16 protein-coding genes and 3 tRNA genes are annotated in these 17,162 nt (G+C 58.8%); 6 read left to right on the top strand and 13 right to left on the bottom strand.

Annotation, left to right across the window (positions count from 1 at the left end; all coding sequences use genetic code 11):
- Positions 1-175 precede the first annotated feature (175 nt).
- From AC07VU_RS10730 to AC07VU_RS10695, 8 genes are all read right to left on the bottom strand, one after another.
- Positions 176-505, bottom strand: a complete 330-nt coding sequence (locus tag AC07VU_RS10730) for an HU family DNA-binding protein (RefSeq protein WP_020296819.1) — start codon at positions 503-505, stop codon at positions 176-178.
- 93 nt (positions 506-598) lie between these two features.
- Positions 599-2,995, bottom strand: coding sequence for an endopeptidase La (gene lon / locus AC07VU_RS10725; RefSeq protein ID WP_009044652.1), 2,397 nt, complete (start codon positions 2,993-2,995; stop codon positions 599-601).
- A 163-nt stretch (positions 2,996-3,158) separates the two neighbouring features.
- Positions 3,159-4,442 carry an ATP-dependent Clp protease ATP-binding subunit ClpX gene (gene clpX / locus AC07VU_RS10720; protein WP_007927204.1) on the bottom strand — a complete coding sequence of 428 codons (1,284 nt, stop codon included), beginning with the start codon at positions 4,440-4,442 and terminating at the stop codon, positions 3,159-3,161.
- A gap of 106 nt (positions 4,443-4,548) precedes the next feature.
- The gene (clpP, locus tag AC07VU_RS10715) at positions 4,549-5,190 is read right to left on the bottom strand and encodes an ATP-dependent Clp endopeptidase proteolytic subunit ClpP (protein ID WP_007927205.1); all 642 of its coding nucleotides are present in this window, start codon (positions 5,188-5,190) and stop codon (positions 4,549-4,551) included.
- Positions 5,191-5,283: 93 nt separating this feature from the next.
- Positions 5,284-6,594: a trigger factor gene (gene tig, locus AC07VU_RS10710; protein ID WP_009044653.1), complete on the bottom strand. Its 1,311-nt coding sequence runs from the start codon at positions 6,592-6,594 to the stop codon at positions 5,284-5,286.
- Positions 6,595-7,017: 423 nt separating this feature from the next.
- Positions 7,018-7,102: transfer RNA gene (locus AC07VU_RS10705), tRNA-Leu, on the bottom strand.
- Between the two features lie 56 nt (positions 7,103-7,158).
- A tRNA-His gene (locus AC07VU_RS10700) sits at positions 7,159-7,234 on the bottom strand.
- A gap of 40 nt (positions 7,235-7,274) precedes the next feature.
- Positions 7,275-7,351 (bottom strand) — tRNA-Arg (locus AC07VU_RS10695).
- A 280-nt stretch (positions 7,352-7,631) separates the two neighbouring features.
- On the opposite strand from AC07VU_RS10695, the gene folD reads away from it, so the two are divergent.
- Positions 7,632-8,486, top strand: a complete 855-nt coding sequence (folD, locus tag AC07VU_RS10690) for a bifunctional methylenetetrahydrofolate dehydrogenase/methenyltetrahydrofolate cyclohydrolase FolD (protein ID WP_457274434.1) — start codon at positions 7,632-7,634, stop codon at positions 8,484-8,486.
- A 283-nt stretch (positions 8,487-8,769) separates the two neighbouring features.
- The gene (gene pbpG / locus AC07VU_RS10685) at positions 8,770-9,708 is read left to right on the top strand and encodes a D-alanyl-D-alanine endopeptidase (protein WP_009044654.1); all 939 of its coding nucleotides are present in this window, start codon (positions 8,770-8,772) and stop codon (positions 9,706-9,708) included.
- Between the two features lie 90 nt (positions 9,709-9,798).
- On the opposite strand, the gene AC07VU_RS10680 is transcribed toward pbpG, so the two are convergent.
- Complete coding sequence (locus AC07VU_RS10680; RefSeq protein WP_037004852.1) at positions 9,799-10,473, bottom strand: PA2778 family cysteine peptidase; 675 nt, start codon at positions 10,471-10,473, stop codon at positions 9,799-9,801.
- A gap of 222 nt (positions 10,474-10,695) precedes the next feature.
- Here AC07VU_RS10680 and AC07VU_RS10675 point away from each other — a divergent pair, with 222 nt between their 5' ends.
- A complete protein-coding gene (locus tag AC07VU_RS10675) occupies positions 10,696-10,863 on the top strand; it encodes a hypothetical protein (RefSeq protein ID WP_007927216.1) in 168 nt (55 codons plus the stop codon).
- A 79-nt stretch (positions 10,864-10,942) separates the two neighbouring features.
- Here AC07VU_RS10675 and AC07VU_RS10670 read toward each other — a convergent pair whose 3' ends face one another.
- Together AC07VU_RS10670 and AC07VU_RS10665 are read right to left on the bottom strand one after the other, a co-directional pair.
- On the bottom strand, positions 10,943-11,701 hold the full coding sequence (locus tag AC07VU_RS10670) for a TerC family protein (RefSeq protein ID WP_274304067.1): 759 nt from the start codon (positions 11,699-11,701) through the stop codon (positions 10,943-10,945).
- A gap of 29 nt (positions 11,702-11,730) precedes the next feature.
- Positions 11,731-11,979 carry a hypothetical protein gene (locus tag AC07VU_RS10665; RefSeq protein WP_009044657.1) on the bottom strand — a complete coding sequence of 83 codons (249 nt, stop codon included), beginning with the start codon at positions 11,977-11,979 and terminating at the stop codon, positions 11,731-11,733.
- A 135-nt stretch (positions 11,980-12,114) separates the two neighbouring features.
- Here AC07VU_RS10665 and nhaR point away from each other — a divergent pair, with 135 nt between their 5' ends.
- On the top strand, positions 12,115-13,020 hold the full coding sequence (gene nhaR, locus AC07VU_RS10660) for a transcriptional activator NhaR (RefSeq protein WP_007927225.1): 906 nt from the start codon (positions 12,115-12,117) through the stop codon (positions 13,018-13,020).
- A 6-nt stretch (positions 13,021-13,026) separates the two neighbouring features.
- On the opposite strand, the gene AC07VU_RS10655 is transcribed toward nhaR, so the two are convergent.
- A complete protein-coding gene (locus AC07VU_RS10655) occupies positions 13,027-14,181 on the bottom strand; it encodes an MFS transporter (protein ID WP_007927226.1) in 1,155 nt (384 codons plus the stop codon).
- A gap of 283 nt (positions 14,182-14,464) precedes the next feature.
- Here AC07VU_RS10655 and sstT point away from each other — a divergent pair, with 283 nt between their 5' ends.
- Positions 14,465-15,697, top strand: a complete 1,233-nt coding sequence (gene sstT, locus AC07VU_RS10650) for a serine/threonine transporter SstT (RefSeq protein ID WP_274304069.1) — start codon at positions 14,465-14,467, stop codon at positions 15,695-15,697.
- An 83-nt stretch (positions 15,698-15,780) separates the two neighbouring features.
- On the opposite strand, the gene AC07VU_RS10645 is transcribed toward sstT, so the two are convergent.
- Positions 15,781-16,290 (bottom strand): DUF1993 domain-containing protein, encoded by a 510-nt coding sequence (locus tag AC07VU_RS10645; RefSeq protein WP_053261899.1) that lies wholly within the window; start codon positions 16,288-16,290, stop codon positions 15,781-15,783.
- Between the two features lie 137 nt (positions 16,291-16,427).
- Here AC07VU_RS10645 and AC07VU_RS10640 point away from each other — a divergent pair, with 137 nt between their 5' ends.
- Positions 16,428-17,078 (top strand): YceH family protein, encoded by a 651-nt coding sequence (locus tag AC07VU_RS10640; RefSeq protein WP_097138935.1) that lies wholly within the window; start codon positions 16,428-16,430, stop codon positions 17,076-17,078.
- Positions 17,079-17,162 lie beyond the last annotated feature (84 nt).

Below are 17,162 nucleotides of genomic sequence, written 5' to 3'. Positions count from 1 at the left end.
CGGATAGAAGAAAGGCGCATCCGAGGATGCGCCTTTCTCGTAACTGGCGGAGCGGACTGGGGTTCGAACCTTCGATCCCCGATGTGACAAACCGGATTTCTAACCGGCTGCCCTACCGCTCCGCTGCCAGGTCGGGAAAGACCCCGACCCGGGTAGGCAAAGGCTTGAAGGAGGCTTAGTTAACGGCTTCTTTCAGTGCTTTACCGGCTTTGAAACCTGGTTTTTTGGCTGCAGCGATTTCCAGCGTCTTACCGGTCTGTGGGTTACGACCAATGCGAGCAGGACGATCGGTAACAGAGAAAGTACCGAAACCAACCAGTACAACGGAGTCGCCAGCCTTAAGAGCGCCAGTGACGGATTCGATTACTGCATCCAGCGCACGGCCAGCAGCAGCTTTCGGGATATCAGCAGATGCAGCGATAGCATCAATCAGTTCCGACTTGTTCACTCTAAGTCCCCTTATATATCTATTTGAGTATGATTCTAAGTTTTTTGGTGAAAGCAAAAACCAGTGCTGAATGGCCTACAGACACTTAAGAGCCGCTTTATAACAAGGGCTCTAAAAAGCTGTCAAGGAAGCCCCCCAGGCTAATGCGTACTAATGCGTGCTAATTCTTTCCTTAGAGTCAGACTCGCGTTTTTCATCCTTTGCAACTATCTCTGGAGCCACATCCGGCAAGGGCTCCGGCGCGTATTGCAGCGCAATTTGGAGGACTTCGTCAATCCATTTAACTGGCTTAATTTGCAGATCCTGCTTGATATTGTCAGGAATTTCCTTCAAATCGCGCACATTCTCTTCTGGAATGATGACGGTCTTGATTCCACCACGATGTGCTGCAAGAAGTTTCTCTTTCAAACCACCGATAGCCAACACCTGACCACGCAGGGTGATTTCCCCGGTCATGGCCACATCAGCCCGCACCGGAATACCGGTCAGTGCAGAAACCAGAGCCGTGCACATGCCTACGCCAGCGCTAGGGCCGTCTTTCGGGGTCGCCCCTTCCGGCATATGGATATGGGTGTCGCGCTTCTCGTGGAAGTCCAGGGGGATTCCCAGGCTCTTCGCACGGCTACGCACCACCGTCAGTGCCGCGGTGATCGATTCGACCATCACGTCGCCCAGCGAACCGGTCTTGATCAACTGACCTTTGCCAGGTACCACGGCGGCCTCGATGGTCAGCAGCTCGCCACCGACCTGGGTCCAGGCCAGGCCCGTTACCTGACCGATCTGATCCTGTTGCTCGGCCAGGCCGTAGCGGAATTTGCGCACGCCGAGGAAGTGCTCCAGCAGGTCGGAAGTGACCTTCACCGAGAAGCGTTTTTCCAGCGCATGCTCCTTCACCGCCTTGCGGCAAACCTTGGCGATCTGGCGTTCCAGCCCACGTACACCGGCTTCGCGGGTGTAGTAGCGGATGATGTCGCGAATGGCTTCTTCGTCGAACTCCAGCTCGCCTTTCTTCAGGCCGTTGGCCTGGATCTGCTTCGGCGACAGGTATTTGACCGCGATGTTGATCTTCTCGTCCTCGGTGTAACCCGGCAGACGAATCACCTCCATCCGGTCCAGCAACGCTGGCGGAATATTCATCGAGTTGGAGGTGCAAAGGAACATCACATCGGAGAGGTCGTAATCGACTTCCAGATAGTGGTCGTTGAAGTTGTGGTTCTGCTCGGGATCGAGCACTTCGAGCAATGCCGAAGCCGGATCGCCGCGCATGTCGCTGCCCATCTTGTCGATTTCATCGAGCAGGAACAGCGGGTTGCGAACGCCCACCTTTGTCATCTTTTGAATCAATCTTCCCGGCATCGAACCAATATAGGTACGACGATGGCCGCGAATTTCCGCTTCATCGCGCACGCCGCCAAGGGCCATGCGTACGAATTTACGGTTAGTGGCGTGAGCAATCGACTCCGCCAGGGAGGTTTTACCGACCCCTGGAGGTCCGACCAGGCACAGTACCGGACCACGAATCTTCTTCACACGCTTTTGCACGGCGAGGTATTCGAGAATCCGCTCTTTGACTTCTTCCAGGCCATAGTGGTCGGCGTCGAGGATGTCTTCGGCACGCGCCAGGTCCAGGCGAACCTTGCTTTGGGCCTTCCAGGGCACCTGAACCAGCCAGTCGATGTACGAACGCACCACTGTGGCTTCAGCCGACATCGGCGACATCTGCTTGAGCTTGTTCAGCTCGGCCTGAGCCTTGGCCAGGGCATCCTTTGGCAAGCCGGCGGCATCGATGCGCTTTTTCAGCTCTTCAACTTCGTTGTGACCTTCGTCACCGTCGCCCAGCTCTTTCTGAATGGCCTTCATCTGCTCATTCAGGTAGTACTCGCGCTGGCTGCGCTCCATTTGCTTCTTCACGCGACCGCGAATGCGCTTCTCGACCTGCAACAGATCGATTTCCGCATCCAGCAACGCCAGCACGTGCTCGACACGCGCCGACAGGTCGATGATTTCGAGAATTTCCTGCTTCTGCTCGATTTTCAGCGCCATGTGGGCGGCCATGGTGTCTACCAGGCGGCTCGGCTCATCGATGCTGTTGAGGGACGACAGCACTTCGGCGGGGACTTTCTTGCCCAACTGCACGTACTGCTCGAACTGGGACAGCAGGCTGCGGACAAAGACTTCCGACTCGCGCTCAGGAGCGTCCACCTCGTCAATCAGGGAGACTTCGGCACGGCAGTGGCCATCCACTTCGCTGAAACGCTCCACAGCACCCCGCTGCTCGCCCTCGACCAGTACTTTGACGGTGCCGTCGGGCAACTTGAGCAATTGCAGAACAGTGGCAATGGTACCTACGCGATAGAGTGCATCTTCACCGGGATCATCATCAGCAGGATTTTTCTGAGCCAACAGAAGAATCTGCTTGTCGCCCGTCATCGCGGCCTCGAGGGCTTCGATAGACTTCTCGCGCCCCACGAACAGCGGGATAACCATGTGCGGATAAACCACGACATCACGCAATGGCAGGAGAGGCAATTCGATGGTTGTCTTCATGATTTCGCCTCTACGGCGGCCATAAGGCCGTAAACAGATGGAAGTAAGCTTGAAACCAAGATGGGGGCTGCCTCGAAAAAAAACAAGCTCAAAGACAGTACTTTAAAGGCAGTAAAAGCAAAGGGGCCCGAAGGCCCCTTCTGTCAAACCAGCAGTCCGGCGCTTAAGCGTCCGGGGCTGCCTTGGCAGTCGGCTCACTGTTTTCATAGATATACAGTGGCTTGGACTTACCCTCTATAACGCTTTCATCGATCACTACTTTACTCACCTCGGACTGCGAGGGGATCTCATACATAGTGTCGAGCAACACGCCTTCGAGAATCGAACGCAATCCGCGAGCACCGGTCTTGCGCTCAAGCGCACGCTTGGCGACCGACTTGAGGGCATCGGTACGGAACTCCAGATCGACGCCTTCCATCTCGAACAGCTTGGCATACTGCTTGGTCAAGGCGTTCTTCGGCTCGGTGAGGATCTGGATCAGCGCTGCTTCATCCAACTCGTCCAGGGTTGCCAGAACCGGCAGACGCCCCACGAACTCCGGAATCAGGCCGAACTTGACCAGATCGTCCGGTTCGACTTCACGCAGGGATTCGCCGACCTTCTTGCCCTCTTCCTTGCTGCGCACTTCGGCATTGAAGCCGATGCCGCCGCGAGTCGAACGGTTCTGAATAACCTTTTCCAGACCCGAGAACGCACCACCGCAGATGAACAGGATGTTGCGCGTATCGACCTGCAGGAACTCTTGCTGCGGATGCTTGCGACCACCTTGAGGCGGAACGGAAGCCACAGTACCTTCGATCAATTTCAACAGGGCCTGCTGAACGCCTTCACCCGAAACATCACGGGTAATCGAAGGATTGTCAGACTTGCGGGAAATCTTGTCGATTTCATCGATATAGACGATGCCCATTTGAGCTTTCTCTACATCGTAATCGCACTTCTGCAGCAGTTTCTGAATGATGTTCTCGACGTCCTCACCCACATAACCGGCTTCGGTCAGGGTGGTGGCGTCGGCAATGGTGAACGGTACATTCAACAGGCGTGCCAGGGTCTCTGCCAGCAGAGTCTTGCCCGAACCTGTAGGGCCGATCAGCAAGATGTTGCTCTTGCCCAGTTCGACCTCGTCATTCTTCTTGTCACGCTGGTTGAGGCGCTTGTAGTGGTTGTATACCGCTACTGCCAGAACCTTTTTCGCACGTTCCTGACCAATCACATACTGATCAAGGATGCCGCTGATTTCTTTAGGCGAAGGCAATTTATGCGCGCTGCTTTCGGCCTGTGCTTCCTGCACCTCCTCACGGATGATGTCATTGCACAGGTCGACGCACTCGTCGCAGATAAAGACCGAGGGGCCGGCAATCAATTTGCGTACTTCATGCTGGCTTTTGCCACAGAAGGAGCAATAAAGCAGTTTGCCGTTGTCCTCGCCGTTGCGGGTGTCAGTCATTCGATCGATCCAAATCCGATAGGCTTGCAACACAAGATGAAGGCAATTGCGGGCTTTTTCAAGCCCACAGGTGGCCGGTTAAACCAACCACCTACATTTGAGTTGCTTAGGCAGGCATTTGACGCTTGGTGATCACAGAGTCAATCAGGCCGTATTCAGCCGCGCGCTCTGCGCTCATGAAGTTGTCGCGCTCGGTATCGCGCTCGATGGTCTCGAGGCTCTGACCGGTGTGATGAGCCAGCAGCGAGTTCAGACGCGAACGGATGTGCAGGATTTCCTTGGCATGGATGTCGATATCCGACGCCTGGCCCTGGAAACCGCCCAATGGCTGGTGAATCATCATCCGCGAGTTAGGCAGGCAATGACGCTTGCCCGCGGCGCCACCGGCGAGCAGGAAGGCCCCCATGCTGCAGGCCTGGCCGATGCAGATGGTGGAAACATCCGGTTTGATGAATTGCATGGTGTCGTAGATCGACATGCCTGCTGTCACCGAACCGCCTGGCGAGTTGATATAGAGATGGATGTCCTTGTCCGGGTTTTCCGCTTCAAGGAAGAGCAATTGTGCCGCGACCAGGTTGGCCATGTAGTCTTCTACCGGGCCAATCAGGAAGATCACCCGCTCCTTGAGGAGGCGCGAGTAGATGTCATAGGCGCGTTCGCCACGGGCGGACTGCTCGATAACCATCGGGACCAGGCCGCCTGCGGCCTGGATGTCAGAGCTCTGCTGATAATAAGAATTGCGGGACATGTCCTGCAGTCACTCCCAAATAGTCATGTCTTGAATACGCATAAGCCAGCACGAAGGCTGGCTTATGGTGTGTATTTTCGAACGAGTAAAAAATCAGTCGGCTTGTGGTGCTTCTACCGGCTTGACCGCTTCTTCGTAAGAGACCGATTTGTCGGTCACGCTAGCTTTCTGCAGAACAGTATCCACAACTTGTTCTTCCAGCACAACCGAACGGACTTCGTTCAGTTGCTGCTCGTTCTTGTAGTACCAGGACACGACCTGCTCTGGCTCTTGGTAAGCAGAAGCCATTTCCTGAATCAGCTCACGCACGCGGGCTTCGTCAGGCTTGAGGTCGAATTGCTTGACCACTTCGGCCACGATCAGACCCAGTACAACGCGACGCTTGGCTTGCTCTTCGAACAGCTCGGCCGGCAGTTGATCAGGCTTGATGTTGCCACCGAACTGTTGAACGGCCTGAACGCGCAGACGGTTCACTTCGTTGTCCAGCAGAGCCTTAGGCACTTCGATCGGGTTGGCAGCCAGCAGGCCGTCCATTACCTGGTTCTTGACCTTGGACTTGATGGCCTGACGCAGTTCACGCTCCATGTTCTTGCGAACTTCGGCGCGGAAACCTTCCAGACCGGCTTCTTTGATACCAAATTGAGCGAAGAACTCTTCGGTCAGCTCTGGCAGCTTAGGCTCGGAAACGGTGTTGACGGTGACAGTGAACTCGGCGGCTTTGTTAGCCAGATCCAGGTTCTGGTAGTTCTCTGGGAAAGTCAGGTTCAGAACACGCTCTTCACCCGCTTTGGCGCCAACCAGGCCTTCTTCGAAGCCTGGGATCATGCGGCCGGAACCCAGCACCAACTGAGTACCCTTGGCGGAACCGCCAGCGAACACTTCACCGTCGACCTTGCCGACGAAATCGATGTTCAGTTGATCTTCGTTCTGGGCGGCGCGATCGGCCACTTCGAAGCGAATGTTCTGCTTGCGCAGGATTTCCAGCATGTTGTCCAGATCGGCATCAGCCACGTCAGCGCTCAGGCGCTCAACGGCGATGGACTCGAAACCGGCAACGGTGAACTCAGGGAACACTTCGAACGTTGCAACGTATTCCAGGTCCTTGCCCTTCTCCAGAACCTTTGGCTCAACCGAAGGAGCGCCAGCCGGGTTCAGCTTCTGCTCGACAACGGCTTCGTAGAAGGAAGCCTGGATCACGTCGCCCACCGCTTCTTGACGCGCATCAGCTTCATAACGCTGACGGATCACGCTCATTGGGACTTTGCCAGGACGGAAGCCTGGAATCTTGGCCTTTTGGGCAGTCTGCTGCAGACGCTTGTTGACCTGTGTCTCGATGCGCTCAGCCGGCACGGTGATGCTCATGCGGCGCTCAAGAGCAGAAGTATTTTCAACAGAAACTTGCATGGATATTCCTCGTTGCACAGACGTTAGCCGGCCGTTTCCGACCCCAGAATCAAGGGCATGCATTCTAGTGGGTCAAACTCAAGAAGTCACCCTACTGAAAACGGGTAAAAAAACAGCTGGCGATTTAAAGGCGGGGACCAACGGTTGAGCCGCGCCCTGAGAGCAAATACAGCGAATCAAACCAGGGCCTCTGCACCCATGCTCCTATATATAGAAGGAATGGCGCGTCACACCCCGGATGACCGGACCAAACCACAGCCCGACCGGTAAACCTTCAGCATTCCAGCGACAAAAGGACGAGTGTTTCGTCGCCTCCCCGGCCCACCACCTGCGGCCTGCTGGAAATACAGACTTCTGAAACGAAAACGGCGCAGCCCTTTTCAGGTGCTGCGCCGTTTTCTGCTATATAAATAGCTACTTAATTGGTGCGGACGAAGAGACTCGAACTCTTACACCTTGCGGCGCTGGAACCTAAATCCAGTGTGTCTACCAATTCCACCACGTCCGCGTATCAAGCTTTTAAAGCAAAGGCGCCAGACTATTAATCTGGCGCCTTTCGGAATATGGGGTGGACGATGGGGATCGAACCCACGACAACAGGAGTCACAATCCTGTGCTCTACCAACTGAGCTACGCCCACCATATTGCGTTGTTGCGTTACTTGTGCCAAAGCTGCCTAATGGCGCACCCGGCAGGACTCGAACCTGCGACCATCCGCTTAGAAGGCGGATGCTCTATCCAGCTGAGCTACGGGCGCCTTATTAATCTGTATTCTTTAATGATTACAAACTAAGTGCTTTCAGTCGTTACGAGTTAAACATCAACTCTGCCCGACCTTCTTAACCAGTGCTAGGCTGTGCCCGACAAGTGCGACGAATGTTATAGACGAGCCGTTAGGTCGTCAACTCTTTTTTGAAAAAAATTCATTTAATTAAAGGAGTTAGGGGAATTTGCAGACCAAGCGCCTTTGCCCTCACGTCCTGGCATGCGAGAATGCGTTCTCTTTTTCTCTCCCTCTCGATGGTTAATCACGCGTCATGACTGCACAACTAATCGACGGCAAAGCGATCGCCGCTAGCCTGCGCCAGCAGATCGCCAAACGTGTCGCCGAGCGTAGCCAGCAAGGCCTGCGTACTCCAGGCCTCGCGGTGATCCTGGTCGGCAGCGACCCGGCCTCTCAGGTTTATGTCTCGCACAAGCGTAAAGACTGCGAAGAGGTCGGCTTTCTTTCACAAGCCTATGACTTACCTTCTGACACCACTCAAGAAGCACTGGCCAGCCTGATCGACCGCCTCAACGATGACCCGAACATCGATGGCGTCCTGCTGCAACTGCCACTGCCCGAACATCTCGATGCCTCCAAGCTGCTGGAGCGCATCCGCCCGGATAAAGACGTGGATGGTTTCCATCCTTATAACGTCGGCCGCCTGGCCCAACGTATCCCTCTGCTACGCCCATGCACGCCGAAAGGCATCATGACCCTGCTGGAAAGCACCGGTGCCGATCTGTACGGCATGGATGCGGTAGTGGTCGGTGCGTCCAACATCGTCGGGCGCCCGATGGCGATGGAGCTGCTACTCGCTGGCTGCACCGTTACCGTTACCCACCGCTTCACCAAGGATCTGGCCGGCCACGTCGGGCGTGCCGACCTGGTGGTCGTGGCCGCCGGCAAGCCGGGCCTGGTCAAGGGTGAGTGGATCAAGGAAGGCGCCATCGTCATCGACGTCGGCATCAACCGCCAGGAAGACGGCAAGCTGGTGGGTGACGTCGTCTACGAGACCGCCCTGCCCCGCGCCGGCTGGATCACCCCGGTACCGGGCGGTGTTGGTCCGATGACTCGCGCCTGCCTGCTGGAAAACACGTTGTATGCGGCAGAAACGCTGCACGACTGACGCTGGGAAATAGCCCGGATAAAAGAACCCCGCCACTGGCGGGGTTCTTTGTTTCTACTCACCGAAAACCTGAAGCGAGTCCCCCCCACTTGCAGTGACGATCAACTCATCAGAAAGGAGGGGATCGAACCGATACAAAACTGATACAAGATGAAATTTAATTTACCTGAAGCCCTTTACCTACGGGCGTGTAGCTCTTTCCTGGCACATACTCATAAAATGTAACGTTTTTCTGAAAGCAGCCCGTTGCAGAACGGCATATCCACTTCATGAGTCCGCCCGCGTGAAAATCCGTCTTTCTATCCTGAGCCTATTTTTTGCATTTACAGGCACCTTTATCACGCAGAGCGCCGTCGCTCGCGAAACCACCGAAGCGCCGCGCGACCCTTCCCAACTGCACATTGCCTCCGGCAGCGCCATGCTGCTGGACCTGCAGACCAACAAGGTCATCTACTCCAGCAATCCCGACGTGGTCGTACCCATCGCGTCGGTAACCAAGCTGATGACCGGTCTGATCGTACTCGACGCCAAACAACCACTGGATGAGTACATTTCCGTGGACATCAGCAACACCCCGGAAATGAAAGGCGTGTTTTCCCGGGTCAAGCTCAAGAGCGAGCTGCCGCGCAAAGAGATGCTGCTGATCGCCCTGATGTCGTCGGAAAACCGTGCCGCCGCCAGCCTCGCCCACCACTACCCGGGCGGGTACGCAGCCTTTATTGCCGCCATGAACGCCAAGGCCAAGGCACTGGGCATGACCAGCACGCACTATGTCGAGCCGACCGGCCTGTCGGTCCATAACGTGTCCACCGCCCGCGACCTGAGCAAACTGTTGCTGGCGGCGCGCAAATACCCGCTGCTGAGCGAGCTGAGCACCACCAAGGAAAAGACCGTGGCGTTCCGCAAACCCAACTACACCCTGGGCTTTCGCAACACCGATCACCTGGTCAACAGGGCCAACTGGGACATCAAACTGACCAAGACCGGCTTTACCGATGAAGCAGGCCACTGCCTGGTACTGGTGACCAGCATGAGCAACCGCCCGGTCGCCCTGGTGATTCTCGACGCCTTTGGCAAATACACGCACTTCGCCGATGCCAGCCGTATCCGCCAGTGGCTGGAAACCGGTAAAAGCGGCTCGGTACCGAATGCCGCCTTGAGCTACAAGGCCGGCAAAAACCTGAAAAGCCGTCAGAGCGGCGTCGCCCAGACTGCCGAATAGAAGCTGGCAGACACAAAAAAGACCGCGGATCTGTCGATCGCGGCCCTTTCAAAGACGGCGCCCCTGGGCGCCGTCAGCGTTTCTGCAACCTCAGTTGGCGCTCAACGCCTTGGTCGCCCGTGCCGCCGCGTTCTCCTGCCCGGCCTGGGCCAACTCATCGGCTGCCTTCAACCAACGCTGGCGATCGACCTGGGCTGGCACCTGGGTCGGCCCCTGAATCAACACCGCCCAGTGTCCCGCATTGCTCCAGGCCGACTCGAACTTGGCAAAGTCCATCAACAGACGACGATTCATTCCCGCGCGCAGCAATACTGTCTGCTTGTGTCGGTTATAGCCCGCCAGCACGGCATAACGAGGCTCGGCCCAGAACGCCGAACCTTCGGTGTAACGCACCATCACCGGGTATCCGGCGGCAACCTGGGTCAGCAGCGCCGATAAATTGTCGTCCAGCGGATAGACCACCATCCCGTACTCACGCGCCAGGGTCAGCATGTTCTGCTGCAACTTCGCCTCGGCGCCAGGCAGGTGCAGCGGCTTGTCCAGCAGACCTGGGGTGATCGCGATGCCTTGCTGGGACAGCATGCTGGCCAGGGTGCCAGGGCCGCTCTGATAGGTTTCGCCGCGGAAAAACGGTACGCCGTTGAGTTCCACCCGCTCAGGCAGGCGCTGAATCTCCGGCTGCACGCTGCTGGCGCAACCGGCCAGCGTCAGGGCGCAAGCGCCCGCCAACAACAGTGTTCGAAATCGCAGAAACATCCGTTCCATCATGACTCTCTTGTGCAGACGCCAAGCCAGGAGCCCCGGCCGAAACGCTGATCATAGGGCGCCGCGATGCAGGGGTATAGCGTTAAGCTGCGGTAATTTGCGCCCCATAGAGCAAAGCGGTCGATGACACTCGACTATTGGTCAATGGCTTGAAACACATCCGCGACTAGACTGTCCATTGCGAAGAGTGTGTGCCCTGGACAGGGCAACAAGGAGGCATGCATGAGCCTGACAACGACAATCCTGATGCTGATCGGCGGCTGGCTGGCCGTTGCCGCTGCCATGCTCTGGGGTGTCTTGCGGATCGTTCGCCGGCACCATCATCCGCGTTTGCCGACTCCCGCCGCGAAAACCGCAAAACCGTCCCGGCATCACGCCACCGCGCACTGACTGGCACTTTTTCTTCTGCCCAATAAAAAACGGCGGCCTGTGTCCTTGAACACAGGCCGCCGTCGGTTATTGCCGTAAATCAGGCTTCGACTTCCGCCGCCGCCACCCGCTTCTGCCGGGCACGACGAGCCAGCATGTTCAGCCCCTCGATGGCCGCCGAGAAGGCCATGGCCGCGTACACATAACCTTTTGGCACATGGGCACCGAAACCTTCGGCGATCAGGGTCATGCCGATCATGATCAGGAAGCCCAGGGCCAGCATGACCACCGTCGGGTTGTCATTGATGAACTTGGCCAGAGGCTCGGCCGCCAGCAACATCACCAGTACCGACACCACCACCGCAATGATCATGATCGGCAAGTGTTCGGTCATGCCGACCGCGGTAATGATGCTGTCGATGGAGAACACCATGTCCAGCATCAGGATCTGGCCGATCGCCGCGGCAAAACCCAAGGACACGCCAGCGGTCTCGCTTTTGCTGTCCTGCGGCTCCGGGTCCATGCTGTGATGGATCTCCGTGGTGGCCTTCCACAGCAGGAACAGGCCGCCGGCAATCAGGATCATGTCCTTCCAGGAGAAGACCTGGCCGAAGACATCGATCACCGGCTCGGTCAGTTGCACGATGAAGGCAATGGTGCTGAGCAGTGCCAGACGCAGGATCAGGGCCATACCGATACCGATCCGCCGGGCCTTGGCCCGGTGCTGCTCGGGCAACTTGTTGGTCAGGATCGAAATGAAGATCAGGTTATCGATGCCGAGCACGATTTCCATGACCACCAGGGTTGCCAGGGCGACCCAGGCGGTGGGGCTGGCGGCGAGTTGTAAAAGGTATTCCATGGCTCAGTCCTGAGTCGGGGTATGGGGGATCAGATTTCCTGGGACGACGAGGTGGCTTCTTTGGCCTCGTCAGCCGGCTTTTCCTGCTTGCTGATCAAGCCTTGGGTCGCGTCGCTGATCGCCTGTTCGGCGGCCTTGTGCGTGTCGTCGATCGCCTGCTTGGCGTTTTCCGCGGCCTTGCCCAACAGCTGCTGCGCGCTTTTTTCCGCCTGCTCGCAACCGGCAAGGGTGATCAACGACAACGCCAGCAACGATGCGGCGATGGATTTATAGGTCATTGCGCTTTCCTCGTTAGAACAGACCGGGCCGAGATGATGACCCGTCAATAGCGAGGCATTCTATGGACCCGAACACTTCAGGAAAATTCGTATTTTTAACAGCTATACTTCGATTTTTACGAATCAAAGCCAGCCATGCTCAATTACCGCCAACTGCACTACTTCTGGGTCGTCGCCAAGACCGGCAGCATCGTCCGGGCTTGCGAGCAACTGAACCTGACCCCACAAACCATCAGCGGCCAGATCACCCTGCTCGAACAAACCTATGGCATCGAGTTGTTTCGTCGGGTCGGCCGGCAACTGGAACTGACCGAAGCCGGGCGCCAGACCCTGCCCTACGCCGAGCAGATGTTCCAGCTCGGCGGCGAGCTGGAAGCCATGCTCCAGGCCCAGCCCAACGAACAGCAGATCCTGTTTCGGGTCGGCGTGGCCGATGTGGTGCCCAAATCGATCGTCTACCGCCTGATCGCCCCGACCATGGAGCTGAACGAACCGATCCGCATCACCTGCCGCGAGGACAAACTCGAACGCCTGCTGGCCGACCTGGCCATCCAGCGCCTGGACCTGGTGATTTCCGACAGCCCCATGCCTTCGCACCTGGATATCAAGGGCTACAGCCAGAAACTCGGCGAATGCGGTATCAGTTTTTTCGCCACCGAAGAACTGGCCGAGCGCTATGGAACGAACTTTCCCCATAGCCTGCATGGCGCTCCGCTGCTGATTCCCGGGCAGGAAACCGTGGTGCGCAGCCGGCTGCTGCGCTGGCTGGCCGAGCAACAGATACAACCCAGGATCATCGGTGAGTTCGACGACAGCGCCTTGATGCAGGCATTCGGCCAGTCGGGCAGCGGGATCTTTATCAGCCCCAGCGTGATCGCCGACGAAGTGCGGCGCCAATACGGTGTGCAACTGATCGGCCAGACCGATGCGGTCAGCGAGTCGTTCTACGCCATTTCGGTCGAACGCAAGGTCAAGCATCCCGGCATCGTGGCGATCACCGAAGGCGCCCGCCGCGAGCTGTTCACCGCCATGGGCGCTTGAGGAGAGTCAGGCGCAGCTGGCCTGTGGCTTGAGGGTCATCAACAGCAGGGCCAGCAGGATCGACACCAGGATAAAACCGGCGGCAGCGAACCCCAGGCTGCCCAGCCCCAGGGTGTCGATCACCCGGCCGCCGACCATGGCGCCGAGGCCGATTCCCAGGTTGGCTCCGGCGATGTTCAGCGAAGCGGCAAACGCCGGCGCCTGAGGCGCAGCCTTGATCAGGCGGACATGGCTGACCAGAAACAGCGCCGCCTGGGTCACGCCCCAGATGCCCATGGCCGCGGCCAGGCCCAGCGGCGAGTGGATGCTCGGCACCAGCGCCACCATGCCGCCGATCATCAAGGCGCAGAAGCCCATGGAAGCCAGCAACGGATGACGGTCCACCGCGCGGCCGCCCAGCGAGTTGCCGATCAGCCCCACCGCGCCGAAACCCATCAGGCACCAACCCACCAGCGTGCCGTTGAAACCGGCCAGGCGCTCGAGGATATCCGCCAGGTAGGTGTAGGCGGTGAACATGCCGCTGAACACCAGGATCGACAGCAGCACATGCCCCTGCATCAAGGGGCTGCGCAGGATGCCGAACTGCGAGCGCAGGCTGGCCTGCTCGTTGTGCACGCGGGTCTGCGGCAGGTAGACATACAGCAGCAACGCCTTGGCAAAGGCCACCAGCGCCAGGATGCCGAATGCGGCGCGCCAGCCGAAGGCATCGGAAATCAGCGTCCCCACCGGAATGCCGAACACCGTGGCGCAGACGATGCCGAAGCCGATCTTGGCGATGGCCCGTCCGGCGTAGTCAGGGCCGACGATGTCCACCGCGGTTTCGCTGGCCAGGGCCCAGAACACCGGCAAGCCCAGCGCCGGGATCAGCCGCGCCACCGCCATCACCCAGATATTCGGCGCCAGCGCCGCCAGGGTGTTGGCCAGGCCAAACATCACCAGCACCGAAATGAACAGGCGCTTGCGCTGGAAGCGGGCAAAGTAGGCCGTCAGGAACGGCCCGAACGCCGCCACGGTGAAGGCAAACAAGGTCACCAGCAGGCCGGCCTGGGGCACGCTGACCGCTAGGTCCCGGGCAATCGAAGGCAGCAGGCCGACAATGATGAACTCCGTCGTCAGCACGGTAAAACCGGCGGCTGACAACAGCAGAATGGGCAACAGCATGGAAAACTCCGGAAACGACGACATCAGCGATGGCCTGGTGGCCCGCTGACTGGAGATGAGAAGAGGATGGCGAATCCTAACAGAATGTGTCCGCGCATGTCTGGGGTAGCGGCGAAAAAACCGCAGGCTACTCTGAAGGCTCAGGTGGCAGATCGTCACATCCGTGGGCGAACCCCGTGTGATAAAGTCCGCCCCCTGCCGCAACACCCCGTACCTTCAGCAACTCATCAGCACGGCGTCCCACGTCGACGCACGGCATATTAAAAAAATCAGAGATACCGCTATGACTGCTTCGCCCCCGTCGCTCCTGGAAAAACTCAAACGCACCAGCCTGGTCACGCAGATCGTCATCGGCCTGATCGCCGGTATCGCCCTGGCGCTGCTGGCCCCCGAACTGGCGAAGTCCACCGCCTTTATCGGCAAGGTCTTTGTCTCGGCACTGAAAGCCGTAGCGCCGATCCTGGTATTCGTGCTGGTCATGGCCTCCATCGCCAACCACAAGCACGGCCAGGAAACCCATATCCGCCCGATCCTATGGCTCTACCTGCTGGGCACTTTCGCCGCGGCGGTGGTGGCGGTGATCGCCAGCAGCCTGTTCCCCTCCTCCCTGGTGCTGAGCACCCATGATGTCGCCATCTCCGCCCCCGGCGGCATCAGCGAAGTCCTGCAAAGCCTGCTGCTGAGCGTGGTGGACAACCCGGTCAGCGCGCTGATGAACGCCAACTTCATCGGCATCCTGGCCTGGGCCATCGGCATGGGCGTGGCCATCCGCCATGCCGGCGTCACCACCCGCACCGTGCTGGACGACCTGTCCAACGGCGTGACCCTGATCGTCCGAGTGGTGATCCGCTTCGCCCCCCTGGGCATCTTTGGCCTGGTGGCCTCGACCCTGGCCACCTCGGGCTTCGGCGCCCTGCTCGGTTATATGCACCTGTTGGCGGTACTGATCGGCTGCATGCTGTTCGTCGCGCTGGTGATGAACCCGCTGATCGTGTTCTGGAAGATCCGCCGCAACCCGTTCCCGCTGGTGCTCATGTGCCTGCGCGAAAGCGGCATCACCGCCTTCTTCACCCGCAGCTCGGCGGCCAACATTCCGGTCAACCTGGAACTGAGCAAGCGCCTGGGCCTGCATGAAGACACCTATTCGGTGTCGATCCCGCTGGGCGCCACCATCAACATGGCCGGCGCCGCCATCACCATCACCGTGCTGACCCTGGCGGCCGTGCATACCCTGGGTATCGCCGTCGACCTGCCCACCGCCGTGCTGCTCAGCGTGGTCGCCGCCATCTGTGCCTGTGGCGCCTCCGGCGTGGCCGGCGGTTCGCTGCTGTTGATTCCGCTGGCCTGCAGCCTGTTCGGCATCCCCAGCGAAATCGCCATGCAGGTGGTCGCCGTCGGCTTCATCATCGGCGTGCTGCAGGACTCGGCGGAAACCGCGCTGAACTCCTCCACCGACGTGCTCTTCACCGCCGCCGCGTGCATGGCCCAGGAAGAGAAGGTCCGCCAGACCGCCTGATCCTGCACGAATAGCGCGCACTAAAAAGCCCGGCAAGGCTCGCACCTTGCCGGGCTTTTTTATGGGCCTGGCCCCCAACTACATCAGAAAGCGCCCATGTAGTCGCGCTTGCCGATTTCCACGCCGTTGTGGCGCAGGATCGCGTAGGTGGTGGTGACGTGGAAGAAGAACTGCGGCAGGCCGTAGGTCAGCAAGTACGACTGGCCACTGAAGCGCTTCTCTTTCGGGGTGCCCGGACGGGTGACGATCTCGATGCCTTCCTTGCCATCGATCTGCGCTGGCTGGATGCCGTCGATAAAGGCCAGGACCTTGGCCAGCAACGCCTGCAGCTCGGCGAAGGTGGTTTCGCTGTCGTCGTACTTCGGCAGCTCGACTTCGGCCAGGCGAGCGGAAACGCCCTTGGCGAAATCGACGGCGATCTGCACCTGGCGGATCAGCGGGAACATGTCCGGGTACAGGCGCGCCTGGAGGAAGGCATTCGGGTCGATGTTCTTGGCGGTGGCGTGGGCTTCGGCCTTGTTCAGGACATCGCTCAGGGCGTTGAGCATTTGCTTGAAGACAGGAACGGAGGCGGCGTACAGGGAAATAGTCATGGTGATCTCGACAGGCTGACGGAAAAAAGCACAAACAAAGGTGGCGCGATTATAGACCTGCTTGGGTGCCGCCGGCGGCTTGTCTTTTATCCAGCAAGGATTAGGCTAGTCGCCTTCGACAGCATAGGGAACGCGCGATGAGCATTGAGCAAGAAACCTTGAGCGAGCAATTGCAACTGAGCAGCACCGAACTGCGCATTCTCGGATCGCTGATCGAGAAGCAGGCGACCAGCCCGGAAACCTATCCGCTGACCCTCAATGCCCTGGTCATCGCCTGCAACCAGAAAACCAGCCGCGAACCGGTGATGAACCTCACCCAGGGCCAGGTCGGCCAGAGCCTACGCGCCCTGGAAAACCGCGGCTTCGCCCGCCTGGTGATGGGCAGCCGCGCCGACCGCTGGGAGCATCGCCTGGACAAGGCGCTGGAGCTGGTACCGGCACAGGTGGCCCTGGCCGGACTGCTGTTCTTGCGCGGCCCGCAGACCGTCAACGAACTGCTGACCCGCAGCGGCCGCATGCACGACTTCGAAGACAGCGAACAGGTGGTGCACCAACTGGAACGCCTGATCGCCCGTGGCCTGGCGCTGCTGATTCCGCGCCAGGCCGGCCAGCGCGAAGATCGCTACATGCATGCCCTGGGCGACCCGGCGGATATCGAAGCGATCCTCGCCGCCCGGCAGAACCCGGTGGAACGCGGCTCGGCCAGCGGCGTGTCCGCCGAGCGCATCGAAGAGCTGGAAGCGCGCATCGCCGCCCTCGAAGAACGCCTGGCGAAACTCGAAGGCTGATCCCCGCTCCTGCGGCAGCGCCTTATAGCCGCTGCCGCAGGCTGCGATCGCCGACGCAGTCGGGGTAAAGCCTCAGAAGACTTC

Source organism: Pseudomonas sp. GW821-FHT02B10, from assembly GCF_059421865.1.
The sequence above is the reverse complement of the archived record's forward strand: the minus strand, read 5'-3'. Positions and strand labels throughout refer to the sequence as shown.